The 26,046-nt window shown below is 68.3% G+C and carries 22 protein-coding genes and 1 tRNA gene; 15 read left to right on the top strand and 8 right to left on the bottom strand.

Translation table 11 applies throughout. The annotated features are described in order from the left end of the window. Positions 1 to 53: 53 nt before the first annotated feature. The 8 genes from WDU99_RS08860 (at position 54) to WDU99_RS08825 (ending at position 10,030) form a co-directional block, all read left to right on the top strand. Positions 54 to 1,067, top strand: a complete 1,014-nt coding sequence (locus tag WDU99_RS08860; protein WP_337332088.1) for a LacI family DNA-binding transcriptional regulator — start codon at positions 54 to 56, stop codon at positions 1,065 to 1,067. 122 nt (positions 1,068 to 1,189) lie between these two features. Beyond that, positions 1,190 to 2,752 (top strand): multiple monosaccharide ABC transporter ATP-binding protein, encoded by a 1,563-nt coding sequence (mmsA, locus tag WDU99_RS08855; RefSeq protein ID WP_337332186.1) that lies wholly within the window; start codon positions 1,190 to 1,192, stop codon positions 2,750 to 2,752. After that, positions 2,739 to 4,130, top strand: coding sequence for a multiple monosaccharide ABC transporter permease (gene mmsB, locus WDU99_RS08850; RefSeq protein WP_420063994.1), 1,392 nt, complete (start codon positions 2,739 to 2,741; stop codon positions 4,128 to 4,130). Before mmsA ends, mmsB begins: the two co-directional genes overlap by 14 nt. 38 nt (positions 4,131 to 4,168) lie before the next feature. Then, a complete protein-coding gene (locus WDU99_RS08845; protein ID WP_337332087.1) occupies positions 4,169 to 5,293 on the top strand; it encodes a sugar-binding protein in 1,125 nt (374 codons plus the stop codon). 86 nt (positions 5,294 to 5,379) lie between these two features. Beyond that, entirely contained in the window at positions 5,380 to 7,203 is a 1,824-nt protein-coding gene (locus WDU99_RS08840) for an ABC-F family ATP-binding cassette domain-containing protein (protein ID WP_337332086.1), read from the top strand. A 136-nt stretch (positions 7,204 to 7,339) separates the two neighbouring features. Then, entirely contained in the window at positions 7,340 to 8,248 is a 909-nt protein-coding gene (locus WDU99_RS08835; protein ID WP_337332085.1) for a MetQ/NlpA family ABC transporter substrate-binding protein, read from the top strand. A gap of 82 nt (positions 8,249 to 8,330) precedes the next feature. Continuing rightward, positions 8,331 to 9,371, top strand: coding sequence for a methionine ABC transporter ATP-binding protein (locus tag WDU99_RS08830; RefSeq protein ID WP_337332084.1), 1,041 nt, complete (start codon positions 8,331 to 8,333; stop codon positions 9,369 to 9,371). Further along, positions 9,371 to 10,030 (top strand): methionine ABC transporter permease, encoded by a 660-nt coding sequence (locus WDU99_RS08825; RefSeq protein WP_337332083.1) that lies wholly within the window; start codon positions 9,371 to 9,373, stop codon positions 10,028 to 10,030. Before WDU99_RS08830 ends, WDU99_RS08825 begins: the two co-directional genes overlap by 1 nt. Before the next feature lie 33 nt (positions 10,031 to 10,063). On the opposite strand, the gene WDU99_RS08820 is transcribed toward WDU99_RS08825, so the two are convergent. From WDU99_RS08820 to WDU99_RS08805, 4 genes are read right to left on the bottom strand one after another with little or no spacing between them, the layout of a single operon-like run. Then, a complete protein-coding gene (locus WDU99_RS08820; RefSeq protein WP_337332082.1) occupies positions 10,064 to 10,960 on the bottom strand; it encodes a carbohydrate ABC transporter permease in 897 nt (298 codons plus the stop codon). Positions 10,961 to 10,977: 17 nt separating this feature from the next. Continuing rightward, complete coding sequence (locus WDU99_RS08815) at positions 10,978 to 11,895, bottom strand: carbohydrate ABC transporter permease (RefSeq protein WP_337332081.1); 918 nt, start codon at positions 11,893 to 11,895, stop codon at positions 10,978 to 10,980. A 1-nt stretch (position 11,896) separates the two neighbouring features. Further along, positions 11,897 to 13,177 (bottom strand): ABC transporter substrate-binding protein, encoded by a 1,281-nt coding sequence (locus tag WDU99_RS08810; protein ID WP_337332080.1) that lies wholly within the window; start codon positions 13,175 to 13,177, stop codon positions 11,897 to 11,899. A gap of 32 nt (positions 13,178 to 13,209) precedes the next feature. After that, complete coding sequence (locus WDU99_RS08805) at positions 13,210 to 15,381, bottom strand: alpha-galactosidase (protein ID WP_337332079.1); 2,172 nt, start codon at positions 15,379 to 15,381, stop codon at positions 13,210 to 13,212. A gap of 118 nt (positions 15,382 to 15,499) precedes the next feature. Here WDU99_RS08805 and WDU99_RS08800 point away from each other — a divergent pair, with 118 nt between their 5' ends. After that, on the top strand, positions 15,500 to 16,612 hold the full coding sequence (locus tag WDU99_RS08800) for an ROK family transcriptional regulator (RefSeq protein WP_337332078.1): 1,113 nt from the start codon (positions 15,500 to 15,502) through the stop codon (positions 16,610 to 16,612). Between the two features lie 31 nt (positions 16,613 to 16,643). Here WDU99_RS08800 and WDU99_RS08795 read toward each other — a convergent pair whose 3' ends face one another. Together WDU99_RS08795 and WDU99_RS08790 are read right to left on the bottom strand one after the other, a co-directional pair. Beyond that, positions 16,644 to 17,582: a pseudouridine synthase gene (locus tag WDU99_RS08795; protein WP_337332184.1), complete on the bottom strand. Its 939-nt coding sequence runs from the start codon at positions 17,580 to 17,582 to the stop codon at positions 16,644 to 16,646. 56 nt (positions 17,583 to 17,638) lie between these two features. Further along, complete coding sequence (locus tag WDU99_RS08790) at positions 17,639 to 18,133, bottom strand: MarR family winged helix-turn-helix transcriptional regulator (protein ID WP_337332077.1); 495 nt, start codon at positions 18,131 to 18,133, stop codon at positions 17,639 to 17,641. Positions 18,134 to 18,233: 100 nt separating this feature from the next. On the opposite strand from WDU99_RS08790, the gene WDU99_RS08785 reads away from it, so the two are divergent. The 6 genes from WDU99_RS08785 (at position 18,234) to WDU99_RS08760 (ending at position 23,724) form a co-directional block, all read left to right on the top strand. Further along, a tRNA-Gln gene (locus WDU99_RS08785) sits at positions 18,234 to 18,305 on the top strand. Position 18,306: 1 nt separating this feature from the next. Beyond that, a complete protein-coding gene (gene glmU / locus WDU99_RS08780; protein ID WP_337332076.1) occupies positions 18,307 to 19,737 on the top strand; it encodes a bifunctional UDP-N-acetylglucosamine diphosphorylase/glucosamine-1-phosphate N-acetyltransferase GlmU in 1,431 nt (476 codons plus the stop codon). A gap of 12 nt (positions 19,738 to 19,749) precedes the next feature. Beyond that, positions 19,750 to 20,784: a ribose-phosphate diphosphokinase gene (locus WDU99_RS08775; protein ID WP_337332075.1), complete on the top strand. Its 1,035-nt coding sequence runs from the start codon at positions 19,750 to 19,752 to the stop codon at positions 20,782 to 20,784. Positions 20,785 to 20,819: 35 nt separating this feature from the next. Next, positions 20,820 to 21,284 carry an FMN-binding protein gene (locus WDU99_RS08770; protein ID WP_337332074.1) on the top strand — a complete coding sequence of 155 codons (465 nt, stop codon included), beginning with the start codon at positions 20,820 to 20,822 and terminating at the stop codon, positions 21,282 to 21,284. 9 nt (positions 21,285 to 21,293) lie between these two features. Next, entirely contained in the window at positions 21,294 to 22,148 is an 855-nt protein-coding gene (locus tag WDU99_RS08765; RefSeq protein WP_337332073.1) for an FAD:protein FMN transferase, read from the top strand. A 25-nt stretch (positions 22,149 to 22,173) separates the two neighbouring features. Further along, on the top strand, positions 22,174 to 23,724 hold the full coding sequence (locus WDU99_RS08760; protein WP_337332072.1) for an FAD-dependent oxidoreductase: 1,551 nt from the start codon (positions 22,174 to 22,176) through the stop codon (positions 23,722 to 23,724). Here WDU99_RS08760 and WDU99_RS08755 read toward each other — a convergent pair. Further along, positions 23,718 to 25,253: a sensor histidine kinase gene (locus WDU99_RS08755; protein ID WP_337332071.1), complete on the bottom strand. Its 1,536-nt coding sequence runs from the start codon at positions 25,251 to 25,253 to the stop codon at positions 23,718 to 23,720. The two genes, WDU99_RS08760 and WDU99_RS08755, sit on opposite strands and share 7 nt — an antisense overlap. Positions 25,254 to 25,264: 11 nt before the next feature. After that, positions 25,265 to 25,993 (bottom strand): response regulator transcription factor, encoded by a 729-nt coding sequence (locus tag WDU99_RS08750; protein WP_337332070.1) that lies wholly within the window; start codon positions 25,991 to 25,993, stop codon positions 25,265 to 25,267. Positions 25,994 to 26,046: the final 53 nt, after the last annotated feature.

The following is a 26,046-nucleotide window of genomic DNA, read 5'->3' as shown; positions in this document are numbered from 1 at the left end:
CGGCATAATGGCACTATTGATGTGATCGTGCACATTCCGAGGGAGGCGTTCCGATGGCTGAGTCCTCCGAGCGCGCCCGGGTGCCCAGCATCCGAGATGTGGCGCGTCTGGCCGGAGTCTCGCATCAGACCGTCTCGAGGGTGCTGAACGACCACCCGAGCATCCGGCCCGAGACCAAGAGCCGCGTCCTCGATGCGATCTCGGTGCTCGACTACCGCCCCAACCGCGCTGCCCGCGCACTGGTGACGAGCAGGACGACGAACATCGGCATCCTCTCGGCCACCGTCGGCGAGTTCGGGCCGACGGCGTCGATCGCGAGCATCGAGGACGCCGCACGCGCGGAGGGGTACTCGGTGACCACTGTGAACCTCCCCGAGACGACGCCGGAGGCGATCGGCGAGGCGATCCGTCAGCTGGCACGCGAGCAGGTCAGCGGCATCGTCGCGCTGGCGCCGCAGGTGCGCGTGTTCAACGTGCTGCGCGGGATGGCGATCGGCGTGCCCTACGTCAGCCTGCAGACCGCGTCCGGGTCGGACGGGGTCACGCATTCCGCCGATCAGCTCACCGGTGCGCGGCTGGTCACGCAGCATCTGATCGCGCTGGGGCACACCGAGATCCTGCACCTCGCCGGTCCGCAGGACTGGATCGAGGCCGAGTCGCGGATGCGCGGCTACCTCGACGCGATGCGGGATGCCGACCTGACGACGTTCCCGCCGATCCGGGGCGACTGGACGGCCGACTTCGGGTACTTCGCCGGGGGAGAGCTCGCGCGCAGACGCGATTTCACGGCCGTGTTCGCCGCGAACGATCTGATGGCGATCGGGCTCATGCACGGATTCCGCGACGCCGGAATCGATGTGCCGCGCGACGTGAGCGTGGTCGGCTTCGACGACATACCGGTGGCGGCGCACGTCTGCCCCACGCTGACGACCGTGCACCAGGACTTCACCGAGCTGGGCAGGCGCGCGGTGGCGATCCTGCTCGCCGAGATCCGCGGCGAGCAGGTGCCGGTCTTCGGCGCGCTCGACCCGATCCTGCGCACACGCGAGTCAAGTTCATCACGATGAGGTCGCAGTCGCCCGTCGCACTTGACAGCGGTGGATGCCAAGGCTTAGAAATGTGATCATGTGAACGGTCACATCGCGTGACCGTCGAATCGCGAGGAAGATCCGTGAGCACCACAGCAACGATGCCGACCGTGTCAGCCCCCATCCTGGAGATGCGCAACATCACCAAGGAGTTCCCCGGGGTGAAGGCTCTCTCCGACGTGTCGATCACCGTCAGGGCGGGCGAGATCCACGCGATCTGCGGCGAGAACGGCGCGGGCAAGTCCACGCTCATGAAGGTGCTGTCGGGGGTGTACCCGTTCGGCAGCTACGACGGCGACATCCTGCTCTACGGGCAGGAGCAGCGCTTCAGGGACATCGCCGCCAGCGAACAGGCCGGGATCGCGATCATCCACCAGGAACTGGCGCTGATCCCCGAGCTCTCCGTCACCGAGAACATCTTCCTCGGCAACGAGATCGCCCACTTCGGCGCGATCGACTGGCGGGCCGCGAAGACCCGTGCGCTCGAACTGCTGGCGCGCGTGGGCCTCGATGAGGACCCCGACATCGCCATCAAGCACCTCGGCGTCGGAAAGCAGCAGCTGATCGAGATCGCCAAGGCGCTCAACAAGGACGTCAAGCTGCTCATCCTCGACGAGCCCACGGCAGCGCTGAACGAGTCCGACTCGCAGCACCTGCTCGATCTGATCCTCGGTCTGAAGGCCAAGGGCATCGCGTCGATCATCATCAGCCACAAGCTCAACGAGATCGAGCAGATCGCCGACGAGATCACCATCATCCGCGACGGGCGCACGGTCGAGACCCTCGACATCACCCGCGGTGAGATCAGCGAGGATCGCATCATCCGCGGCATGGTGGGTCGCTCGCTCGAGAGTCGGTACCCCGATCGCACCCCGGAGATCGGCGAGGTGTTCTTCGAGGTCCGCGACTGGCGGGTGCAGCATCCGACCGTCTCGGAGCGCATGAGCGTCAAGGGCTCCAGCCTCACCGTGCGCCGAGGTGAAGTCGTCGGCATCGCCGGGCTCATGGGAGCCGGGCGCACCGAGTTCGCGATGAGCGTCTTCGGGCGGTCCTACGGCATCTACCAGAGCGGCACGCTCGTCAAAGACGGACAGGAGATCGTGCTGCCCGACGTCGCGTCGGCGATCCGGCACGGACTGGCCTACGTCAGCGAGGACCGCAAGGTGCTGGGCCTGAACCTGCTCGACACCATCAAGCGCTCGATCGTCTCGGCGAAGCTGTCGAAGATCGCCCGACGGGGCGTGGTCGACGATCGCGAGGAGTACGCGGTCTCGGAACGCTACCGCAAGGCGCTGCGCATCAAGACCCCGACCGTCGACGAGGGCGTCTCGAAGCTCTCCGGCGGCAACCAGCAGAAGGTCGTGCTCGCCAAGTGGATGTTCACCGATCCCGACCTGCTGATCCTCGATGAGCCCACCCGAGGCATCGACGTCGGCGCGAAGTACGAGATCTACTCGATCATCAACGAGCTCGCCTCGCAGGGGAAGGGCGTCATCGTGATCTCGAGCGAGCTGCCGGAGCTGATGGGCATCTCCGACCGCATCTACACAATCTTCGAGGGGCGCGTCACCGACTGCATCCCCGCGGACCAGGCCACACCGGAGGCGCTCATGCGCAGCATGACCTCCACGAACCAGAAGGCGAATGCGCATGGCACGAACTGAGAGAGCGGAGCGGGTCGACGTGAGCACGACCACGACCGACACGGGGAAGCGCGGCTTCCACTTCGGCGACATCAAGCAGATGCTCGGCGGCAACGGCACCTCGTCGCTGCGTCAATTCGGCATCCTGGGCAGCCTGCTGGTGATCGTGCTGTTCTTCCAGGTCGTCACGATGATGCGCAATCCGAACGGCGCCACGCTGTCACCGAACAACCTCATCAACGTGATCAACCAGTACTCGTTCATCCTGATCCTCGCGATCGGGATGGTGATGGTCATCATCATGGGGCACATCGATCTGTCGGTCGGATCGGTGGCGGCCTTCACCGGCATCATCGTCGCCAAGGCGATGACCGAATGGAGCCTTCCCTGGCCCTGGGCGATCGTGCTGGGGCTCGTCGTAGGTGCTCTGGTGGGCGCGTGGCAGGGGTTCTGGGTGGCGTATGTCGGCGTGCCGGCCTTCATCGTGACGCTGGCGGGAATGCTGTTCTTCCGCGGCGCGAACCAGTTCATCGGGCAGTCGACCACCGTCCCGGTGCCCAAGGAGTTCGTCGTGATCGGCGCCGGGTACATGCCCGAGGTCCCGATTCCCGGGATGAACTTCAACGTGCCGACGATGATCCTCGCCCTCGTCGCAGTCGCCTGGGTGGTCGTCTACGAGCTGCGCACCCGGCGCAGCCAGCGGAAGATGGGGGCGGAGGTCGCGCCCACGTGGGTCGCGACCACGAAGGTCGTCGTGCTGTCTGCCGTCATCCTCGGCGCCGGCTGGCTGTTCGCCACCGGGCGTCCGGGCACGAGCTTCCCGATCTCGGGCCTGATCCTTCTCGCACTGGTGATCCTGTACACCTTCATCACCCGCAACACGATCTTCGGCCGGCACATCTATGCGGTCGGCGGCAACCGGCAGGCGGCACGGCTGTCCGGCGTGAAGGACCGCTGGGTCGACTTCTTCGTCATCACGAACATGTCGGTGCTGGCCGCGCTCGCCGGGATGATCTTCGTCGCCCGCTCGCAGGCCTCCGGCCCCGGCGACGGCAACATGTGGGAGCTCGACGCGATCGCGGCGGTGTTCATCGGCGGCGCTGCCGTGTCGGGCGGGATCGGCACGGTGATCGGCTCGATCATCGGCGGTCTCGTGATGGCCTTCCTCAACAACGGGATGGCGCTGCTCGGCCTGTCGGCCGATGTCGTCTCGATGGTCAAGGGCCTCGTGCTGCTGCTCGCCGTCGGCATCGACGTGTGGAACAAGCAGCAGGGACGTCCCTCGCTCATCGGATTCCTCACCCGTCGCCGAGCCCGAACCGATGACTTCGGCTCGTCGACCCTGCAGACCCCCGTCGCCGACGGCGCGAACGGGACAAGGGAGCCGTCCTCGCGCTGAGCGCGGGCGGCCCTGACACCTTGAGAGAAAGTGATCGCATGAAGAGAATCGCAGTAGCGGCGACAGCGCTGGTCGTCACAGGTGCACTGGCCCTCACAGGCTGCTCGGGCGCGCAGCGCGGCGGCGGAACCGGCGGTGACACCGGCGGCGAGGAGGCCGCGGGCTTCGAGGCCGGGGCGACCATCGGCGTCGCCCTTCCGGACAAGACCAGTGAGAACTGGGTGCTGGCCGGGCAGCTGTTCACCGACGGGCTGGAGGAGGCCGGCTTCAAGGCCGACGTTCAGTACGCCCCGGCGAGCAACACGGTGGCAGAGCAGCAGAACCAGATCCAGGCGATGGTCACCGGCGGTGCGAAGGTCATCATCATCGGCGCCAAGGACGGCAAGCAACTGGCCACCCAGGTGCAGGCGGCGAAGGACGCCGGTGCTTACGTCATCGCCTACGACCGCCTGATCGAGAACACCGAGGCGGTGGACTACTACGTCGCCTTCGACAACTTCAAGGTCGGCCAGCTGCAGGGGCAGGCGCTGCTGGACGGGCTGGAGGCGAACGCCGGCCACGAGGCGCCGTACAACATCGAGCTGTTCTCCGGCTCGCCGGACGACGCGAACTCGGCCGTCTTCTTCGACGGCGCGATGGACGTGCTGCAGCCGAAGATCGACGACGGCACGCTCGTCGTGGCATCCGGTCAGACCGAGATCGGGCAGACGGCCACCGAGGGCTGGCTGGCCGAGAACGCGCAGAACCGCATGGACACCCTGATCACCTCGACGTACGGCGGTGACACGGTCATCGACGGTGTGCTCTCGCCGAACGACACGCTCGCCCGCGCCATCCTGACCTCCGTGCAGCAGGCCGGCAAGGACATCCCGGTCGTCACCGGTCAGGACTCCGAGGTGGAGTCGGTCAAGTCGATCATGGAGGGCGTGCAGTACTCCACGATCAACAAGGACACCGCGCTGCTCGTGGAGCAGGCCATCAAGATGGTCGGCCAGCTGCAGGAGGGCACCGACGTCGACGTCAACGACACCGAGCAGTACGACAACGGCATGAAGATCGTTCCGTCGTACCTGCTCGACCCCGTCATCGTCACGAAGGACAACGCCGCCGAGGCCTACGCCAACGTGCCGAACCTGCTCGAGATCGTCGAGTCGTACCAGTAACGACTCCGCGTCGCTGCGCACCGGCCGCCCGTTCCCCTCGGGGTGCGGGCGGCTCGTGCGTGCGACGCGACTACCCTGGAGACGACATGGCACATCTGCTCGGAGCCGAAGGGCTCCACCTCGAATACCCCACTCGCGTCGTCTTCGACTCCGTCACCCTCGGCATCGAGGAGGGGGACCGGATCGGCATCGTCGGGCGCAACGGCGACGGCAAGTCGAGCCTGCTCGCGATGCTCGCGGGCAGGAAGGAGCCGGATGCCGGTCGCGTGACCGTCCGCGGTGGCACGCGCATCGGCGTGCTCGACCAGGCCGACACGCTCGATGATTCGCTGACCGTCGGCGGAGCGGTGGTCGGCGACACCCCCGAGCACGAGTGGGCGGGGGATGCGAAGATCCGCGACGTCATCGCCGGTCTCGTCGGCGACCTGGAGTGGGATGCCCCGGTGAGCGCACTGAGCGGCGGCCAGCGCCGCCGGGTCTCGCTGGCGCGGCTGCTCGCCGGCGACTGGGACGTCATCGCCCTCGACGAGCCGACCAACCACCTCGATGTCGAGGCGATCACCTGGCTGGCCGGGCATCTGAAGTCGCGCTGGGCGAAGACCGCTGGCGCTCTGCTGGTCGTGACGCACGACCGCTGGTTCCTCGACGAGATCTGCACCGCCACCTGGGAGGTGCACGACCGCATCGTCGAGCCCTTCGAAGGCGGGTATGCGGCATACATCCTGCAGCGGGTCGAGCGCGACCGCATGGCCGCCGCGTCCGAGGCGAAGCGCCAGAACCTCGCCCGCAAGGAGCTCGCGTGGCTGCGCCGCGGCGCCCCGGCGCGCACCAGCAAGCCCAAGTTCCGCATCGACGCGGCCAACGCGCTGATCGCCGATGAGCCGCCGATCCGCGACACGGTCTCGCTGCAGTCGCTCGCCGTCGCCCGCCTCGGCAAGGACGTCGTCGACCTGCTGGATGCCGGGGTGAGCTACGGCGATCGTGAAGTGCTCAAGGACGTCGAGTGGCGCATCGCGCCGGGGGAGCGCACGGGCATCCTCGGTGTCAACGGCGCGGGCAAGTCGACGCTGCTCGGTCTCGTCGCCGGCACCGTCGAGCCCACCAGCGGCCGTGTCAAACGCGGCAAGACCGTGCAGGTGCGCACCCTCACCCAGCGGATCGACGAGCTCGAGCAGCACTGGAACGATCCCGTGCGCACCGTGATCAACGGCCTGCGCACCTCGTACACGTTCGGCGCCGGTTCCAAAGCGCAGGACCTGACCCCGGGCCAGCTGCTCGAACGGCTCGGCTTCACCTCGGCACAGCTCTCCACCCCGGTCAAGAACCTCTCCGGAGGTCAGCAGCGTCGCCTGCAGCTGCTGCTGGTGCTGCTCGACCAGCCGAACGTGCTGATCCTCGACGAGCCGACCAACGACATGGACACCGACATGCTCGCCGCGATCGAGGATCTGCTCGACTCGTGGCCGGGCACGCTGCTCGTCGTCAGCCACGACCGCTACTTCCTCGAGCGGGTCACCGACCAGCAGTACGCCGTGCTCGCAGGCGCCGACGGGGTCGGCCGGCTGCGCCACCTGCCCGGTGGCATCGACGAGTACCTGCGACTGCGTGCGGCGCAGACCGCCGCACCACGGTCGTCGAGCGAGCGAGGCGAGACGCGACGCGGCGGAGAGCCGTCTGCCCCTGCTCTTTCGGGAGCCGATCTCCGTTCCGCGCAGAAGGAGCTCTCCGCGCTCGAACGCAAGATGCAGAAGCTCAACGACCAGGTCGATCGGGCCAAGCACGCCCTCGCTGATCACGACCAGGCCGATTACGCGGGTCTCGGCGAGAAGATGCAGCAGATCCAGGCGCAGCAGGACGAGATCGAAGAGCTCGAGCTTCGCTGGTTCGAGCTCACCGAGCAGCTGGGCTGAGACACTGCGGAAGAGCGCTGCGGCGCGAAGATTACTCACATCGCGTTCGCTGTGACGTAATATGACGCGCTGATTACTGGGCGCGTGTGCCCGGAGCATACGGTTTTCGAGTCCCCACGAGAGGAAGAGACCCGAGATGTCCCGCCGCACCACCACCCTCGCAGTCGCCGCAGCAGCGACCGCGCTCATCGTGTCCCTCGCCGGATGCGCCTCGTCACCCGCCGCGGACGGCGGTGACGCCGGATCGGCCGAGAACGAGACCGTCCGCATCGGCGTCGTCGGCAAGAGCGATCCGCAGTGGCCCGCATTCGTCGAGGCCGCCGCCGCCGAGGGCATCGACGTCGAGCTGGTCGACTTCGGCTCCTACGAGCAGCCGAACCCCGCGCTGACGGAGGGCGAGCTCGATCTGAACCAGTTCCAGCACATCGTGTACCTGGCCGGCTACAACGTCGCCTCTGGCGAGGACCTCACGCCGATCGGGTCGACCGGCATCTACCCGCTGGGTCTGTACTCGCAGAAGGTCGACGACGTCGCCGACATCGAGGAGGGCGAGAAGGTCGCCGTTCCCGACGACGCGTCGAACCAGGCGCGCGCCCTGCTCGTGCTGCAGTCCGCCGGACTCATCGAGCTCACGAGCGGCGGCACGATCTTCTCCGATCTCTCCGACATCGATGAGGCCAAGTCCAAGGTCGAGGTGATCGCGCTCGAGGCGGCGCTGATCCCGAACTCGCTGCCCGACGTGGCCGCGGCCATCATCAACAACGACTTCGTCACGCAGGCCGGCCTGAAGTTCGAGGACGCCATCGCACAGGACGACCCGAGCGACCCCAACGCTCTGCCGTACGTGAACATCTTCGCCTCGCGCGCCGAGGACAAGGACAACGAGACCTACCTGAAGCTGGTCGAGATCTTCCAGACCGACGAGGCCGTGCAGGAGGGCCTGCTCGAGGCATCCGGCAACACCATCGTCCCGCTGCAGACGCCGGTCGCCGATCTCGAGGAGTCGCTGGCCAAGGTCGAGGAGGACACCGCGGCGCAGGGCTGAGCCCGCTCGGAGACTGACTGCGAGAGAATCGGGCGGTGCGCATCCTGCGCCGCCCGATTCCCGCGCTCACAAGGAGAAGCAGATGACAATCGTGAGCCTCACCGACGTCACCAAGACGTACCCGCCCGCAGCCAAGGGCGGTGCGGAGGTGATCGCGGTCGACGACGTGTCGCTCGATATAGATCGTGGCGACATCTTCGGCATCATCGGCTATTCCGGGGCCGGAAAGTCGACGCTGGTGCGGCTGGTCAACGCGCTGGAGCCCGCCACCCGCGGCACGATCCACGTCGACGGCGTCGACATCACCGCGCTGAGTGAACGCGAACTGCGTCGGGTGCGCGGCGGCATCGGCATGATCTTCCAGCAGTTCAACCTGTTCTCGTCGAAGACCGTGAAGGCGAACATCGCCTATCCGCTGAAGCTCGCCGGCTGGTCGAAGGCCGACATCGACGCGCGGGTCGATGAACTGCTGCGCTTCGTCGGTCTCGCCGACAAGGCCAAGGCGTATCCCGAGCAGCTTTCGGGTGGACAGAAGCAGCGCGTCGGGATCGCCAGGGCACTGGCCACCCGCCCCGCAATCCTGCTGGCGGACGAGGCGACGAGCGCACTCGACCCGCAGACCACGCACGAGGTGCTCGCGCTGCTCAAGCGGGTCAACGAAGAGCAGGGCGTCACGATCATCGTCATCACGCACGAGATGGACGTCATCCAGACGATCGCCACGAAGGTCGCCGTCATGGAGCACGGCCGGGTGATCGAGCAGGGCGACGTGTTCGAGGTCTTCTCCGACCCGCAGAACCCCGCCTCGCAGCGCTTCGTCGGCACGGTCATCAAGGGCATCCCGTCGCCTGTCGAGAGCGCCGCGCTGCGCGCGCGCCACGAGGGGCGACTGGTCACGTTCTCGTTCCGCGACGGCGACTCGTCGCAGGCACAGGTCTTCGTCGACCTCGCCGAGGCCGGACTCGGCTTCGAGCTCGTCTACGGCGGCATCAACGACATCCGCGGTCGCGCCTTCGGTCACCTCACCCTGGCGATCAGAGGGGCGGATGCCGCGGTCGACGCGACCCTGCAGAAGATCCGGTCCCACGCGACGGTCACTGAGATCCAGGAAGGGGCCGCCTGATGGATCGCCTCAACGAACTGTGGCCCGAGTTCTGGGATGCCGCGCTCGAGACGCTGTACATGACGACCTACGCGCTCGTGCTGGCCGGCATCCTCGGCACGCTGATCGGCATCGGCCTGTACGTGACCCGTCCGGGTGGTCTGATGGCGAACCGGCTCGTCAACGGCATCCTCGAGCTGCTGGTGAACTTCTTCCGGCCGATTCCGTTCGTGATCTTCATCGCGGTGCTGCAGCCGGTGACGCGCGCCGTGATCGGCATCGGCATCGGCACCACCGCCGGAGCCTTCGCGATCGGAATCGCGGCTGCTTTCGCGATCGGCCGCATCGTCGAGCAGCACCTCGTCTCGGTCTCGCCCGGCGTGATCGAGGCGGCCCGATCGATGGGCGCGGGGCCGTGGCGGATCCTGTTCACCGTCGCGATCCCCGAATCCCTGGGCCCGCTGATCCTCGGCTACACCTTCATCGTCGTGGCCCTGATCGACATGACCGCGATGGCAGGGCTCATCGGCGGTGGCGGCCTCGGCGCGTTCGCCCAGATCTACGGCTTCCGCAAGTTCGAGCCGGTCGTGATGTGGGCGGCGATCATCCTGATCGTCGTGTTCGTGCACCTCGTGCAGCTGCTGGGCACGAGACTGGCACGCGTCATCATGCGGCGCTGATGCCCGACCGGTGACCGAAGCCCACCCCGGGGATCACTTGATCGAGCCTCGCATCACGCCCGAGATGACCCATCGCTGCGAGAAGATGTAGACGATCAGCAGCGGTGCCATCGCCATCAGGTATGACGCGAAGGCGACCGTGTAGTCGGTGTTGTACTGTCCCTGGAACACGTACTGCGCGAGCGAGAGTGTGCGATCGGAGGGCGAGGTCAGCACGACCAGCGGCATGATGAAGTCGTTCCACGCCCACACGCAGGTCAGGATCCCGACTGTGGCGTTCATCGGCATGAGCAGCGGGAACACGATCTGGCGGAACACGCGCCACGTCGATGCGCCGTCCATGCGCGCGGCCTCCTCGAGCTCGATCGGGATCGAGCGGATGAACGCCGTGTAGATGAAGATGTTCAGGCTCAGGCCGTAGATCGTGTACAGGATGATCATCCCCGCCGGGTTGTCCAGGCCCAGCAGCGACGTCTGCTTCACCAGCGGCAGCATGATGATCGGGAACGGGATGAACAGTGCGGCGAGCAGGTAGTAGAACACGCCCTTGAAGAACGGCCGGTGCAGGTTGCGCGCCAGCGCGTAGCTGACCAGTGAGCTCGTGAGCAGCGTGAACACGACCGAGCCCGCCGTGATGATCGCCGTGGTCAGCAGCACCCGTGGGTAGTCGGTGCGTTCCCACGCGACGGCGAAGTTCTGCCAGTTGATCGGCCAGGGCAGTTCGAAACCCGTGCCGGATGCCAGCTGCTCGGGCGTCTTCAGTGCGACCGACACCGACAGGTAGAGCGGGATGAACACCGTCAGCGAGCAGACGGCGATGAGTGCGGTCGCCCACCAGTTCGTGCGTCGCGTGTCGGCGGGGTCGCCGCCTGGCTCGCGACGTCGGCGGGGAATGACGACCGCACGGGTGGCGTCGTTCGTGTGAGGCATTGTGGTGGAGTCGGACATCAGAAGTCGGCCTCTCTGCGCTGAAGGACCCGGAACTGGAAGAGTGAGACGAGCGTGATCACGATGAAGAAGAGCACGGCGTTCGCCGTCTGGTAGGCGAACTCGCCGCCGGTGAAGCCGCCGCGGAAGATCAACAGCGTGACGGATTCGGTGGATGTGCCCGGGCCGCCGTTGGTGAGGGCGACGATCGGGTCGAACACCTGCAGGAAGTTCTTCAGGCTGAGCACGACATTGATCGTGAAGAACGCGCTGATGAGCGGGAAGGTGATCGAGCGGAACTGACGGGCCGTGCTCGCCCCGTCGATGGCGGCGGCCTCGTACAGCTCACCCGGGATGGTCTGCAGCCCCGCCAGGTAGATGATGATCGCGAACGCGCAGGCCTGCCAGACCGCCAGCGCCACGATCGCCGTCCATGCCCAGGTGGGGTCGGTGAGGATGTTGTCGGCGAACAGCGGGATGCCGGAGAGGATCTTCGGCAGCGAGTTGGAGAACAGGAACTGGAAGACGTACCCGACGACGAGGACGGCCAGGATGTACGGCACGAAGTAGACGCCGCGCCAGAAGTTGCGGGCCCGGATCCTGGCGTTGAGTCCCATCGCGATCGCGAGCGCGATCGCGTTGGTCAGCACCGTCGCGACGATGGCGAACAGGAACGAGAACCCGTAGGCCTGCAGCACGCGGTCGTCGCGGAAGATGTTCGCGTAGTTCGCGAACCCCACGAAGTCCCAGGTGCCGTATCCGGCGTAGTTCGTGAAGCTGAAGAACACGCCGATGATGACGGGCAGCGTGTGGAACGCGGCGAAGGCGATCACCGCCGGCCAGACGAACCAGTAGTAGCCACGTGGGGCCAGCCGGCTGCGTCGCCGTGATGGCGATGATTCGCGAGCGGGCGGGGCAGGTGCGGTGAGCGTGGCCATCTCAGTCCTCCGTCGGGGTGATCGTACGCGCGGCGACCTTGCGCCACTCGTTGTCGAGAGTGCGCAGCGCACCGGTGGCGTCGCCGTCGTACAGGAACTGCTGCACGATGCCGGTGAGCGGGATCGCCGGGGGAACCTGGTGGTCGATGAACCCGGTGATGCGCCCGGCGTCGAAGTACGGAGCGATCGACTGCAGTGCCGGGTCGTCACTCAGCGACGCGCCGATGACCGAGGGCACCATCGTCTGCGAGGCGGCGAAACTCTCGATCACATCGGGTTGGAACAGGTACTCGATGAAGCGCAGTGCCTCCTCGCGGTGCGGGGTGTCCCTGGCCATCGTGACGGTGACGTCGACGCCGGAGACCAGCATCCGATCGTCGGGGTCGGCGGGCACGGGGTACGGGAAGATCGCGGCATCGATGTCGGGGTTCGCGGCCTTGACCGGGCTGAGCGCCCAGATGCCCTGCAACATCATCGCGGCACCGCCCTGCGCGAACAACGAGGTGCTGTCGTCGTACGACGCGCCGCGGTATCCGTCCTGCGAGTACTCGAACAGCTGTGCCTGCTGCGCCATCGCATCGGGGAAGTCCTTCTCGAACGACACCGCCGAGTCGGGGCCGACGTTCTCGCCTTCGGCGCGCATCGCGTCGAAGAAGTCGTCCTGGCTGTAGTAGGCGCCGATCCCGTTCCACGAGGGCATCGCCGTCCAGTTCTCGGCCAGTGAGGTCGCGAACGGGGTGATGCCCCGCTCGACGAGCGTGTCGCACAGCGCGATCAGTTCGTCCCAGGTCTCGGGTACGTCGAGGTCCTGTTCGGCGAAGATCTGGCGGTTGTAGATGATGCCGTTGGCGTTGTTGACGTAGCCGAGACTGTTGACCTCGCCGGGGGCGTTGCCCAGCTGGGCGAGGATCTCCTGCACCCCGGGGTTGATGGTCTCGAGCACGGGCTCGTCGGAGAAGTCGTAGAAGACGCCGGCCTCGGCGAGCCTGCCGAAGCTGCCGTTGCCGTTGAGGGTGATGACATCCGGTGTGCTGTTCTTCACCAGCAGCGTGCGGATCAGCGTCTCCGAATCGGCGACCTGGTTCTGCACCACCTTGATATCGGGGTTCTCGGCTTCGAAATCGGCGATGATGTCGTTGAAATCGCCCAGCGCCTCGCCCTTGAACTGGAAGAAGTCGAGGGTGGTCACCTCGCCGGCGGGGTTCGCCGCGCACCCGCCGCTGAGAGCGGCGAGCCCGACGATGCCGATAGCCGCTGTGGTGCGGATCAGACGCTTTCTCATGTGCGCCTCCTTGCGCTGGTGGGTAGCCGGGTCTAGACGCGTGTAAGGGCGACGACGACGGACTGCTGCGGATGTTGAACGGGGGGACGCACGCCGACGGCGCCGAGCTGGCGTCCGGTCAGGACGGTGTCGTGGTGCGCCCATTCCAACGGGGACTGTGCGGGTTCGGTCACCACGCCGCCGGGCGTGATGACGCGAAGACGGTACTCGTGCCCGTCGACCAGGCCCGGCAGGCGGATGCGCCCGGTGGGCGAGGAGATCAGCGTCTGTGTCTGCGAGATCGTGAAGAACGCCGTGCTCTGATCGGCCGAGACCACGCCGCGCACGTCGAGTCCGGGGTCGGCGACGTCGACGTTCACGACGCGCCCTGTGGCGACCACGGGGCGCACGTACTTGGCCAGCGCGACCCAATCGGCAACGGTGGCGGCATCCGCATCCGACAGGGCGCTCACGTCCCACTCGATGCCGAAGTGGCCGAAGAGGGCGACCGCACCGCTCATCGTGAGCGGCACGGTGCGCTCCGTCGAGTGCACGTGCGGGGTGGTCAGGTGCATCCCCATCATCTCGGGGGGCACGACCAGCCCGGTGTAGCGCTGGTTCTCGAGGCGTTCGACCGGGTCGAGGCAGTCGCTGACCCAGATGCGGTCGGTGCGGTCGAGGATGCCGAGGTCGACGCGAGCGCCGCCCGAGGCGCAGCTCTCGATCTCCAGACCCGGATGGGCCGCTTTGAGCGCGTCGATCAGGCGGTACACGGCCAGCGTGTGTGCATGCACCCGGCGTGCACCGTTCGGGCCGGAGCCGGCATCCACCAGATCGCGGTTGTGATCCCACTTGATGTACGAGATGGGGTACTCGGTGAGGATCGCGCTGATACGCGTGAACAGATAGTCGTACGCGTCAGGGTGGGCGAGGTTCAGCACCTGCTGCTGACGGGCCGAGGGCGGAAGAGTCTCTCGCCCGCGCAGCAGCCAGTCGGGGTGCGCGCGTGCCAGGTCGCTGTCGGGGTTGACCATCTCGGGTTCGAACCACAGTCCGAACTCCATTCCGAGGCCGGTGACGTGGTCGGTCAGCGGGTGCAGTCCCTGCGGCCAGACGCCGTCATCGACGTACCAGTCGCCCAGCCCTGCCGTGTCGTCGCGGCGATGACGGAACCAGCCGTCATCGAGGACGAATCGTTCGACTCCCAGTCGTGCGCCCGCGTCGGCGAGCGCGGTCAGCCGCGCGAGTGAGTGGTCGAAGTAGACCGCCTCCCAGGTGTTCAGCGTGATCGGGCGGGGGCGACGCGGATGCTGGGGGCGGGCGCGCCACTCGTCGTGGAAGCGACCGGCCAGTTCGTTCAGGCCGTCGCCCCACGAGCCGATCAGCTCCGGCGCGGCGAGTCGCTCTCCGGGGGCCAGGGTCACTTCTCCCGGACCGAAGAGCTCGCCTCCGCCGAGGAACACTTCGCCGGTGGTCCCGCGTTCGGCGAGAACCCGCTGGTTGCCGCTCCAGGCGAGATGAACGGCGTGGACCTGGCCATGCTCGAAGCCGAATCCCGGACGACCGGCCGCGAGCAGCAGCGTCGCATCCGCTCCAGGGCGACCTCGCCGGCTCTCGCGCACATAGCTGCCGAAGGTCATCGTATGGCGCTGCGACGTGCGCTCCCGCAGGTGCCGCCCCGTCGTATCGAGGATCTCGGTGGAATCCCAGGGCACCGGCAGCATCGCCTGCAGGGTCTGCACGGTGTATTCGGTCATTCCCGTGTTCGTCAGGGTCACTCCCGCGCGGACCAGTCCCGCCGATCCGACCGAGAGGCGCACATCAAGTGTCAGGGCGTTCTCATCGTCGACCAGGTGCATGAGCACGGCGGCGCCATCGTGCTCGATCCCGTTCAGGGTGAGCAGGGCGCTGGTGCTCGCACCGTTGCGATGACCTTCGAGGGGCGGCGTGCCGAGCCAGCCGCCGGCATCCGTGGGGGCCACGGTGAGCCGTGCGGTCGCGTCGAGGCCGCCGGAGACACGCTGCAGGCGTGCGGCGACGGCGAGCGACTCGAGTGTTCGCTCCGAGGCGTCACCGAGGTCGGCACCCCAGTGGACGATCGCGGGGTTGGGATGTGCCGTCAGATCGACGACCAGGCTGGTGCCCCCGTTGCGCAGATGCACCACCGGGGGCATCGTCGAGCCCTGGTGCAGCGGGGTCGTGACGTCAGGGTCGGTGGCGAGCATGAATTAGTTCTAGCACGGAAATAAATATGCTGTCAATGACGTGTTCGTCGGGGTTTCTGCGTGCTCGGGTTGACGGATTCGTGCCAGACTGGAAGCAATCGGCTCGAAAGGGGCGCGAATGGGCGACAACGAAGCAGCCTTGGCTCGGGCCGTGCTGATCCACGGTCCGCTGTCGAGACGTGAACTGACCTCGCGGCTCGGGCTGTCGCCCGCGAGCCTGACCCGGATTGCGAAGCCGCTGATCGACGGGGGAGTGCTCGTCGAGCTCGGTGACGTCTTGGACGGCACAGTGGGAAGGCCGTCGCGACCACTCGACATCGCCCCGGACCTCGGCCGGTTCATCGGCATCAAGCTGACCGGTGATCATCTCTACGCCGTCGGGACCGACATCCGCGCCGACGTCGTCTCGGACTGGGCGCGACCACTGACAGACAAGCGGCCCGAGGCGGTCGAGACGCGGATCGAAGAGGCGGTCGACGCCCTCGCGGTCGACTCGCTCACCGGCATCGGGGTGAGCCTCGGTGGCAGCGTGCGCGACGGAGTCGTGCGCCATGCGCCGTTCCTGGGCTGGGGGAATGTGGATCTCGCGATGCGTCTGGAGTCGAAGCTGCAGGTGCCGGTGGTCCTCGAGAACGACCTCGTGGCGTTGACGGAGGCCGAGCGCTGGTTCGGAGCAGGGCGAGGGCTGCCCGGCTTCGTGACCATCACGGTGGGTGCCGGCGTCGGCTACGGACTCGTCGTCGACGGGCGCGTGGTGCGCACGCCCGACTCCACTGTCGGCACGGGCGGGCACATCCCCCTGGATCCGTACGGTCCGCTCTGTACGGCGGGGCACCGCGGGTGCGCGCAGGCGATGCTGACCTCGGCCTCGATCGAGAGGCAGGTCTCGGCTGCGTCCGGTGAGCCGGTCACCTATGACGAGGTCCTGCGAAGGGCCGCCGATCGGGAGCCGGCTGCACGCAGCGTCGTGGCAGCCGCGGGCACGGCGCTGGGGCGCATGATCGCGCTGGCCGTCAACCTCTCGCTGCAGCCGGCCGTCGTCCTGGCGGGTGAGGGGGTCGAGCTGTTCTCCATCGTCGAGGAGGAGGTGCGGGCGGCGATCGCCGAGGGGCGCGATCCGGACGCGGAGCCGGTCGAGATCCATGTCGACCGTTCCGGATTCCGCGCCTGGGCGCGGGGGGCTGCGGCCGTGGCCATCCAGTCGGCCATGAACGGGTTGGGCGGTCGGTGACGCCGGCCGCGTGTGCGCACCCGGCGCCCCGTCATGCGACCGGTGCGTTCTGCAGCGTCCGCTGCGTGACGAACTCGCGTGGCGCATCGCTGAGCGGGTCGGTGAAGCGCAGCTCGCGGGCGAGCAGCTGCAGGGGCCGGTCGAAGTCGTCGGGCGCCTCGGGCAGCAGCTCGGGGTAGAAGCCGTCGTTCAGGATGCCCGCGCCGAGCGCTGCCAGATGAACGCGCAGCTGGTGCATCCGTCCGCTGTGCGGACGGAGCAGGGTGTGCACGACGCGGTCGTCGGCGCCGATCAGCTCGATCAGCGTCTCGGAGTTCGGCTCGCGTCCGGCATCCACCCTCACGCAGACGTTCGCGCGCAGCTTCTCGATGTGGTTGCGGTAGACGATCGGGAACGGATGGCCGCCCAGGGCGGGGGATGCCGGATCCCACTCGTCCGGCAGCGCCGAGACGGCCTCGTACACCTTCTCGACCGTGCGGCGCTCGAACAGCAGCTGGTAGGCGCCGCGGGTCTCGGGCCGCACTGAGAACATCAGCAGTCCGGCGGTCGCGCGGTCGAGGCGGTGGATCGGCGTGAGCTCGGGGATCCCGAGCTGGTTGCGCAGTCGCACCAGCGCCGAGTTCTGCACGTACTTGCCGCCCGGCGTCGTCGGCAGGAAGTGCGGCTTGTCGGCGACGACCAGATCACGGTCCTGATGCAGCACCTCGACCTCGAACGGGATCTCGCGCTCGACCGGCGGTTCGCGGTAGTACCAGACGAACTCGTGTGCGCCCAGCGGCGTCTCACGGGTGAGGGCGGTGCCGTCACGGGCGACGATCTCGCCGCGGTCGAAGCGGCTGAGCAGCCGCTCGGGATCGAGGTGGAAGAACCTCTCGGCCATGTAGGCGCCGATCGTCGGCCACGGGCCGTCCATCGGCAGATGCAGCCGGGTCGCGCCGACGCCGTCGCGCACCGGCAGCGGGGATGCCATCGCCATCACGAACCGCCGGCGATCACGTGTCGAAGCCCATCACGTGTCGAAACCCATCACGCATCAAAGCTCAGACTCAGCTTGCGCAGCAGCGCCGCCAGCCGGTCGCGGTCGGCGCGGGGGAGCGCGCGCAGCAGCTCCGCCTCGGCATCCACCAGGCGGGTGATGGCGGCGTCGACGCGGATCCTGCCATCGTCGGTGAGGATGACGAGGATGCTGCGGCCGTCGGCGGGGTCCGCCTCACGTCGCACGAACCGGCGCCCCACCAGCCGGTCGATGCGGTTGGTCATGGTGCCGCTGGAGACCAGGGTCTGCTGCAGCAGCTGCTTCGGCGACAGCTGGAACGGGGCCCCGGCGCGGCGCAGCGCCGAGAGCACATCCCACTCCCACGGCTCGATGTCGCTGCGGTGGAACACCTCGCGGCGGGCACGGTCGAGGTGCCGCGAGAGCCGGTCCATGCGGGAGAGCACCTCGAGGGGTGAGAAGTCCAGGTCGGGTCGCTGGGTGTTCCAGGCGCCGACGATGCGATCGACCTCATCCGCCTCGCTCATGCACCCATTATCGCGTGCCGCCGCTGTCGCGTCGGGACGTGAGACACAGCCGGGACGTGGCAGACTTGTCAGGCGGCCGCGCGCGTGCGGGTGGCCGTGGTCCGCCGTGGTGTAACGGCAGCACGACAGCCTTTGGAGCTGTGAGGTTCAGGTTCGAATCCTGGCGGCGGAGCATGTCGAACACCCCACTCGCCATCATCGTGCTCGCCGCAGGGCAGGGCACCCGCATGAAGTCGCGCCTTCCGAAGGTGCTGCACGAGATCGGCGGCCGGCCGCTGGTCGGGCACGTGCTCACCACGGCGCGGGCGCTGGCCGCCGAGCACATCGAGGTCGTCGTGCGTCACGAGCGCGATCAGGTGGTCGCCGCGCTGACCGAGCACTACCCGGATGCCGTGGTGGTCGACCAGGACGAGATCCCCGGCACCGGACGCGCGGTGCAGGTGGCGCTCGACGCCCTGCCCGCCGACTTCGAGGGCGACGTGCTCGTGCTCTCGGGTGACGTGCCGCTGCTGCAGGCCGACACGCTGCAGGCGCTGGTCGCCGGGCACCGGGCCGCCGCTGCCGCCGCCACTCTGCTCAGCGCCCACCTCGACGACCCCACGGGCTACGGCCGTGTCATCCGCGGGGCCGACGGTGTGGTCGAGCGGATCGTCGAGCAGAAGGACGCGACGCCCGACGAGGCCGCGGTCACCGAGATCAACGCCGGCGTGTACGTGTTCCGCGCGAGCGCACTGCGCAGCTCGCTCGCCAGGGTCGACCAGAACAACGCGCAGGGCGAGATGTACCTCACCGACGTGATCGGCCTGCTGCGCGGCGACGCCGAGAAGGTCGCCGCCGAGCGGGCATCCGACGCCGTCTCGACGTTCGGCGTCAACGACCGCGCCCAGCTCGCCGAGGCGGGCCGCGTGCTCAATCAGCGGATCGTGCGGCACTGGCAGCGCGAGGGCGTGACGATCATCGACCCCGCGACCACCTGGATCGACGATGACGCCAAGCTCGCGCCCGACGTGACGATCCTGCCTAACACGCAGATCCTGCGGGCCACCGTGATCTCCGCCGGGGCCGTCATCGGCCCCGACACCACCCTGGTCGACTGCGAGGTGGGTGAGGATGCCGTCGTGCGCCGCACCGACGCGAACCTCGCCGTGATCGGCGCGAACGCCACGGTCGGTCCCTTCTCGTTCCTCCGCCCTGGAACCGTGCTCGGTGCCGGCGGCAAGATCGGGGCGTACGTGGAGACGAAGAACGCGCAGATCGGCGAGGGCAGCAAGGTGCCGCACCTGTCGTACGTGGGCGATGCCACGATCGGCCGCGGCGTGAACCTGGGCGCCAGCACGATCACTGCCAACTACGACGACGTCAACAAGCACCGCACCGAGATCGGCGACGAGGTGCACACCGGCTCGCACACCGTGCTCGTGGCTCCCGTTAGGCTGGGAGCAGGTGCGAAGACCGGCGCCGGCGCCGTCGTCCGCAAGGACGTCCCCGCCGGCGCGCTGGCCATGAGCGTCGCCCCCCAGCGCAACATCGTCGGGTGGGTCGAGAAGAACAGAGCAGGCACGGGCGCAGCCGATGCGGCGGCCCGGGAACGATCGGCGGAGTAGGGGCGGGCACTCATGGGCCAGAAGAAGAAGCGCGCGGCACTGGATCGTGAGAACGGGGTCGCCCCCGGTCTGATCGCCAAGACCAAGAAGCGACTGGTCGTCGCGGGCGGGCGTTCGCACCCCGAACTGACCGGCGCGGTGGCGGCCGTGCTCGGGCAGGAGGTCGCTCCCGTCGAGCACCGCACCTTCGCCTCGGGTGAGATCTACGCGCGGTTCGAGGTGTCGATCCGCGGGTGCGACCTGTTCATCGTGCAGTCGTTCGGCGAGCCGGTGAACGAGTGGCTGATGGAGACGCTCATCATGCTCGACGCCGCGAAGCGGGCATCCGCCAAGCGCGTCACCGTCGTCGCCCCGTACTACCCGTATTCCCGCCAGGACAAGAAGGGCCGCGGTCGCGAGCCGATCTCGGCGCGCCTGATCGCCGACATGCTGAAGGTCGCCGGCGCCGACCGCGTGATGAGCGTCGACCTGCACGCCGCGCAGATCCAGGGCTTCTTCGACGGCCCGGTCGACCACCTCTTCGCCAAGCCAGTCCTGCTCGACCACTTCGAGCGCACCCTGACTCCCGAAGACCGTGAGACCCTCACGATCGTCTCGCCCGACATGGGCCGCGTGCGGGTCGCCGACACGTGGTCGGACAGCCTGGGTGCCCCGCTGGCGATCATCCACAAGCGTCGCGACCCGAAGGTCGCCAACCAGGTCTCGGTGCACGAGATCGTGGGTGCGGTCGACGGCCGCACCTGCCTGCTGGTCGACGACATGATCGACACCGGTGGCACGATCGTCAAGGCCGCGCAGGCGCTGAAGGCGAACGGCGCGCGCAAGGTGATCGTCGCCGCCACGCACGCGGTCTTCAGCGACCCGGCATCCGAGCGCCTGCAGGACGAGGCGATCGATGACGTCGTCATCACCGACACCATCCCGCTCACCGAGTCGCGGCGCTGGGACGGCCTCACGATCCTGCCGATCGCGCCGCTGCTCGCGGCGGCGATCAAGCAGGTTTTCGAAGACGGCTCGGTCACGAGCATGTTCGGCGGCGACGCCTGAGAGCCGCACATAGCCGCGTGTCGGATGCTGGGACGATGACCATCCACCCCGCTCGCGCCGGATCGGCCCTGCTGGGCGTCGCCGGTGCACTGCTGCTGGCCGGATGCTCCGGTTCGGCTGATGCCGCTCGCGATGCCGACCCCGCTCCGAGCTCGACCGATGCGACGGCGCCGTACGCCGATGGCACCTACACCGCCGAGGGCGCGTACCAGACGCCGGAGACCGTCGAGACGGTGTCGGTGACGATGACGCTGACCGATGACGTGGTCACCGCCGTCGAGGTGGACGGTGACCCGACCGCTCCCGAGTCGACCCGATTCCAGGGCCAGTTCATCGCGGGCATCGCGGATGTGGTGGTGGGCCAGAAGCTCGACGAGCTCGACGTCGACCGTGTAGCGGGGTCGTCGCTGACCAGCGGCGGCTTCAATCAGGCGGTCGTCGGCATCAAGGATCAGGCCGTCGCCGGTGCGGCCGCTGTCGACGACACGGTGGCCGAATAGGCGGATGCCATGAGCTGGCGTTTCGAGGCGATCGGCACCCACTGGGAGATCGAGACCACGACGCCGCTGACGGCCGGTCACCGTGCGCGTGTGACGGCGGTGATCGACCGCTTCGACCGGGAGTGGTCGCGGTTCCGCACCGAGTCGGTCGTGAGCGCACTGCGTGACGGCGGAACGGCGGTCGCCCCGCCCGACGCCGTGCCGATGCTCGACGCGTACCGGCAGCTCAGTCGCGCCACGCGCGGCGCGGTGAACCCCCTTGTCGGAGGAGGGCTGGAGGCGATCGGGTACGACTCCGAGGTGACGCTGCGCCGCGGGCATCCCGAGCCGGCGCCCGCCCAGTGGGATCGGATGCTGACCTGCACCGACGGGATGCTGACGCTGCGCGGACCGGCCGTGATCGACGTCGGCGCGCTCGGGAAGGGCCGGCTGGTGGATCTCGTCGCCGATGCTCTGCGGGATCTGCCGGGGCGCACCATCGTCGATGCCTCCGGTGACCTGCGCATCATCGGCGGCAGCGCGCGCATCGCCCTGGAGCACCCCTACGACCCGACGTCGGCGATCGGCGTGGCCGAGGTCAACGGCAGGGCACTGTGCGCGTCGGCGGTGAACCGGCGGGCCTGGGGCGACGGCCTGCATCACGTGCTGGACGCCCGCACCGGCATCCCCGTGCGTCAGTGGGCGGCGACCTGGGCGATCGCCGACGACGCCATGCGCGCCGACGCGGTCGCGACGGCGCTGTTCTTCGACGGCGGTGCCGAACTGGCCGACGACTGGGGTGCGGACTGGGTGCGGATGACCACCGACGGGCGCGTCGAGCGCTCCGAGGGGTTCACGGGCCGGCTGTTCACCGAAGCCCGGTGATAGGGAAATGCGGAAGAGTGGTGGGGTGATCACTTCCTTCACAGCGCTGCGGCAGCGGGTGCTCGCCGTACTCGGCGCCCTCTCCATGTACCGGCTCGTGCTGTTCGCCCTCATCGCGCTGGGGGTGATCGCGGTCGGGCTGTCGCTGGCAGGGCTCGTCGGGCCGACGGCGGTGGAGATCCTGGCATCCTTCGTCGTCCTCGCCGTCGTCATCTCGGCGGTCGACGCGGTCGCCCAGCGCGTGCTGCGCAAACCGTGGCGCATCGAGTCGTCGCTGGTGACGGCGCTGATCCTGCTGTTCGTGCTGCACCCCTCGCTGACCGCGGCCGGCCTCGCCGGGAACGCACTGGCCGGAGCGCTCGCCGCCCTGTCGAAGTACCTCATCGCCTGGCGCGGGCGGCACATCCTCAACCCTGCCGCGTTCGGCGCGGCGGTCGTCACCGTCGCGGGCCTCGGCACGTTCTCGTCATGGTGGGTCGGTACCCCGGCCATGGCTGTTCCCGTCGCACTGCTGGGACTGATCGTGCTGTGGCGCACTGAGAAGGTGCGCATCGTGCTGGTGTTCCTGCTCATCGCCGTGGGCGTCTCCGTCGTGCGCCAGGCCGCCCTCGCCCAGGGGGCGGGGCTGCCGTTCGCGCTGTCGGATGCTGTCGCCCTATCGCTCACGCAGACGCCGTACCTGTTCCTGGGGGCGTTCATGCTCTCGGAGCCGCTCACCCTGCCGCCGCGCCGCTGGCAGCAGTTCAGCGTCGCGTCGCTCGTCGGCGTGCTCGCCGGGTGGCCGATCGCCCTGGGCGCGGTGGTCACCCTCGGGCAGGAGCGGGCGCTGCTGATCGGCAACCTGCTCGCGTTCGCGTTCGCCGTGCGCGGGTCGGTGCGGCTCATCCTCACCCGGCGCGAGTTCGTCACGCCCACCGCGCAGAAGCTCACGTTCCGCACCAAGGGGCGCCTGTCGTTCGTCGCCGGTCAGTACCTCGAGCTCGAGGTGCCGCATCGCAACCCCGACGCGCGCGGCACGCGGCGCGAGTTCAGCATCGTCTCGGCGCCGGCGGATCTGCCCCAGTTGCGCATCGCCTACAAGGACGGTGACCAGAAGCATCCGTCCAGCTACAAGCGGGCGCTCAAGGCGGCAGAGCCCGGTGCGGTGCTCGGCGTCACCGGCACGTGGGGCGACTTCGTGCTGCCGCGCGGCACCGCGCCGGTGCTGATGGTGGCCGCGGGCATCGGCGTGACGCCGTTCGTCTCGCAGCTGCGTCAGCTGCAGGCCACGGGGCAGGAGCGCGACATCGTGCTCGTCTACGTCGCCTCCTCGGCTGAAGAGCTCGCCTTCCGGCCCGAGCTCGAGGCCACGGGCACACCCACCATCGTGTTCACACGCGACCGGCCCGCCGACCTTCCCGCGCACTGGACGTGGGCCCGGGGCATCCGACTCGACGCCGATGGACTCGAGCAGGTCGTGCCTGATCTCGCCGCCCGTCATGCCTACATCTCGGGCCCGCCGCGTCTGATCGCCGACCTCGCCCCCGCACTGCAGAAGGCGCGGGGCCTCACCACCGACGCGTTCGCCGGTTACTGAGCCGGTGCCGGGGGAGCCGGCGGTGGGGGAGTGTGCTGTTCCGGGGCCGGCGGCGGTACCGGTTCGGCAGCGGGCAGGTGCACGGTGAACGTCGTGTCACCCGGTTCGCTGGCCACCGAGATCGTGCCGCCGTGCCCCTCGACGATCGCCTTCGCGATCGCGAGGCCGAGCCCCGTGCCGCCGGATTGACGGGCGCGCGACACGTCACCACGAGCGAACCGGGCGAACAGCTCGTCTCGCACTGCTGGATCGATTCCAGGACCGTCGTCGTGCACGCGCAGCTCCGCACCGCCGCCGACCGCGGCGACGGTCAGGGTGATGGTGGTGCCGGCGGGGGTGTGGGTGCGCGCGTTGGCGAGCAGGTTCGCCACGACCTGATGCAGGCGCCCCGTGTCGCCCGGAACCGTCACCGGATCCTCGGGTGCCTCCAGCTCCCACACGTGGTCGGGGCCGGTGGGCTGGGCGTCGGCCAGTGCCTCCACCGCGAGCTGCGACAGGTCGACTGTGCCGTGCACCAGCTCGGTGCCCTCGTCGAGGCGCGCCAGCAGCAGCAGATCCTCGACCAGGCGGGTCATGCGCAGCGACTGGGCCTGGATGCGCTCCAGCGCTGAGGCCGTGTGCTCGAGGGCATCCGGCCCGTGACCCTGCCCCAGCGCACGCAGCGAGAGCTCGGAGTAGCCGCGGATGGATGCCAATGGCGTGCGCAGCTCGTGACTGGCGTCGGCGACGAAGCGCCGCATCCGCTCCTCGTTGCGCTGGCGGGCCGACAGTGAGGAGTCGACGTGGTCGAGCAGCGTGTTCAGCGCGACGCCCACCCGGCCGACCTCGGTGCGCGGGTCGGCCTCATAATCGGGCACCCGCTCGGTGATGGTCACCTCGCCGCGGTCCAGCGGCTGGCTCGCCACTCTGGTCGCCGTTGCGGCGACGGCACGCAGCGGACGCAGACCCATGCTGATGGTCAGCGCGGTGGTGATCGCGAGCAGCATCAGTCCGCCGAGAGTCGCCAGCGCGATCGTGGTGAACAGCGAGGTCATGGTGTGCTGCACGTCCGCGCGCGAGAGGCCGGTGACGACGACGACGCCGTTGTCGGTGCGATCGGCGGTGACGCGGTACGAGCCGAAGTCCGGCAGGATGACGGTCGCGCTGGCGGAGTTCTGCAGAGCGTTGGTGAGGGTGAGCAGATCTGAAGCCGAGAGCGGGCTGCGTTCGTCGGGCGTGATGATGATCCCCGAGGGGGCGGCGCCGGGCGGAACGACCATCAGCAGCAGATCGTTGCCCTGCACGTTCTGCCCCTCCATGACGTACTCGGCGGTGAGCAGCTGCCCGTGCAGGGCGGCCGTCTGAGCGCGGTCCCGCACCAGCGGCACCGTCTCGGCTGCCGCGCCGCGCACCTGCTCCTGCAGGCGGATCTCGAGGGTGTTGCCGAGGGTGGCGCTGGTGATGATCGCGACGATCACCAGGATGAGACTGACGAACCCGATCACCGCGGCCATCAGCCGGGCCTGCAGGCTCAGCGGATGGGAGCGCATGCGGATTCCTCCTACTGGGGCGCCTTGATCATGTACCCCACACCGCGCACGGTGTGCAGTAGCGGGGTGCGACCGGCGTCGATCTTCTTGCGCAGGTACGAGATGTACAGCTCGACCACCGAGGACTTGCCGCCGAAGTCGTAGCTCCACACCCTGTCGAGGATCTGCGCCTTCGAGAGCACTCTGCGCTCATTGCGCATCAGGAAGCGCAGCAGCTCGAATTCGGTGGCCGTCAGCTCGATCTCGTCGTCGCCGCGCATCACCTCGTGGCTGTCCTCGTTCAGCGACAGATCGGCGACCCTCAGGATCGCCTGCTCGTCTTCGGTGCGGCCCTGGCCGGAACGGCGGATCACGGCGCGCAGGCGCGCGATGACCTCCTCCAGGCTGAACGGCTTGGTGACGTAGTCGTCTCCGCCCGCGGTGAGGCCGGCGATCCGATCGGCGACGGCGTCCTTCGCGGTGAGGAAGACGACCGGAACCAGGTTGCCGGACTCTCGCAGGCGCCGCAGCACGCTCATGCCGTCGAGATCGGGCATCATGACGTCGAGCACCAGGGCGTCCGGCTCGAACTCACGGGCGACCTGAAGAGCCTCGAGACCCGAGGCGGCGGTGCGCACCTCCCAGCCCTCCATGCGCAGTGCCATGGCGAGCAGATCGGTGAGCATGGGTTCGTCGTCGACGGCCAGGATGCGCAGCGGAGCGCCGTCGGCGCGGCGCAGTTCGGGGTGCTCGGTGCTCATGTGCCCATTCTGCGCGGTGGATCATCGAAAATCCATAGGTTCTGCTGTGCGGG

The sequence above is a fragment of the Microbacterium bandirmense genome, from assembly GCF_037204185.1.
GTDB classification, from domain to species: Bacteria; Actinomycetota; Actinomycetes; order Actinomycetales; family Microbacteriaceae; genus Microbacterium; species Microbacterium bandirmense.
Note: the sequence above shows the minus strand (reverse complement) of the source record. Positions and strands in the feature narration are given on the sequence as shown.

What these genes read in the sequence shown, in the direction of transcription:
- glmU (WP_337332076.1), top strand. Translation starts at nt 18,307, where the DNA reads ATGTCGAACACCCCACTCGCCATCATCGTGCTCGCCGCAGGGCAGGGC.
- mmsB (WP_420063994.1), top strand. Translation starts at nt 2,739, where the DNA reads ATGGCACGAACTGAGAGAGCGGAGCGGGTCGACGTGAGCACGACCACG.
- WDU99_RS08800 (WP_337332078.1), top strand. Translation starts at nt 15,500, where the DNA reads ATGGGCGACAACGAAGCAGCCTTGGCTCGGGCCGTGCTGATCCACGGT.
- WDU99_RS08775 (WP_337332075.1), top strand. Translation starts at nt 19,750, where the DNA reads ATGGGCCAGAAGAAGAAGCGCGCGGCACTGGATCGTGAGAACGGGGTC.
- WDU99_RS08765 (WP_337332073.1), top strand. Translation starts at nt 21,294, where the DNA reads ATGAGCTGGCGTTTCGAGGCGATCGGCACCCACTGGGAGATCGAGACC.
- WDU99_RS08815 (WP_337332081.1), bottom strand. Translation starts at nt 11,895, where the DNA reads ATGGCCACGCTCACCGCACCTGCCCCGCCCGCTCGCGAATCATCGCCA.
- WDU99_RS08830 (WP_337332084.1), top strand. Translation starts at nt 8,331, where the DNA reads ATGACAATCGTGAGCCTCACCGACGTCACCAAGACGTACCCGCCCGCA.
- WDU99_RS08835 (WP_337332085.1), top strand. Translation starts at nt 7,340, where the DNA reads ATGTCCCGCCGCACCACCACCCTCGCAGTCGCCGCAGCAGCGACCGCG.
- WDU99_RS08840 (WP_337332086.1), top strand. Translation starts at nt 5,380, where the DNA reads ATGGCACATCTGCTCGGAGCCGAAGGGCTCCACCTCGAATACCCCACT.
- mmsA (WP_337332186.1), top strand. Translation starts at nt 1,190, where the DNA reads ATGCCGACCGTGTCAGCCCCCATCCTGGAGATGCGCAACATCACCAAG.
- WDU99_RS08755 (WP_337332071.1), bottom strand. Translation starts at nt 25,253, where the DNA reads ATGCGCTCCCATCCGCTGAGCCTGCAGGCCCGGCTGATGGCCGCGGTG.
- WDU99_RS08770 (WP_337332074.1), top strand. Translation starts at nt 20,820, where the DNA reads ATGACCATCCACCCCGCTCGCGCCGGATCGGCCCTGCTGGGCGTCGCC.
- WDU99_RS08795 (WP_337332184.1), bottom strand. Translation starts at nt 17,582, where the DNA reads ATGGCATCCCCGCTGCCGGTGCGCGACGGCGTCGGCGCGACCCGGCTG.
- WDU99_RS08825 (WP_337332083.1), top strand. Translation starts at nt 9,371, where the DNA reads ATGGATCGCCTCAACGAACTGTGGCCCGAGTTCTGGGATGCCGCGCTC.
- WDU99_RS08820 (WP_337332082.1), bottom strand. Translation starts at nt 10,960, where the DNA reads ATGCCTCACACGAACGACGCCACCCGTGCGGTCGTCATTCCCCGCCGA.
- WDU99_RS08860 (WP_337332088.1), top strand. Translation starts at nt 54, where the DNA reads ATGGCTGAGTCCTCCGAGCGCGCCCGGGTGCCCAGCATCCGAGATGTG.
- WDU99_RS08750 (WP_337332070.1), bottom strand. Translation starts at nt 25,993, where the DNA reads ATGAGCACCGAGCACCCCGAACTGCGCCGCGCCGACGGCGCTCCGCTG.
- WDU99_RS08790 (WP_337332077.1), bottom strand. Translation starts at nt 18,133, where the DNA reads ATGAGCGAGGCGGATGAGGTCGATCGCATCGTCGGCGCCTGGAACACC.
- WDU99_RS08810 (WP_337332080.1), bottom strand. Translation starts at nt 13,177, where the DNA reads ATGAGAAAGCGTCTGATCCGCACCACAGCGGCTATCGGCATCGTCGGG.
- WDU99_RS08845 (WP_337332087.1), top strand. Translation starts at nt 4,169, where the DNA reads ATGAAGAGAATCGCAGTAGCGGCGACAGCGCTGGTCGTCACAGGTGCA.
- WDU99_RS08805 (WP_337332079.1), bottom strand. Translation starts at nt 15,381, where the DNA reads ATGCTCGCCACCGACCCTGACGTCACGACCCCGCTGCACCAGGGCTCG.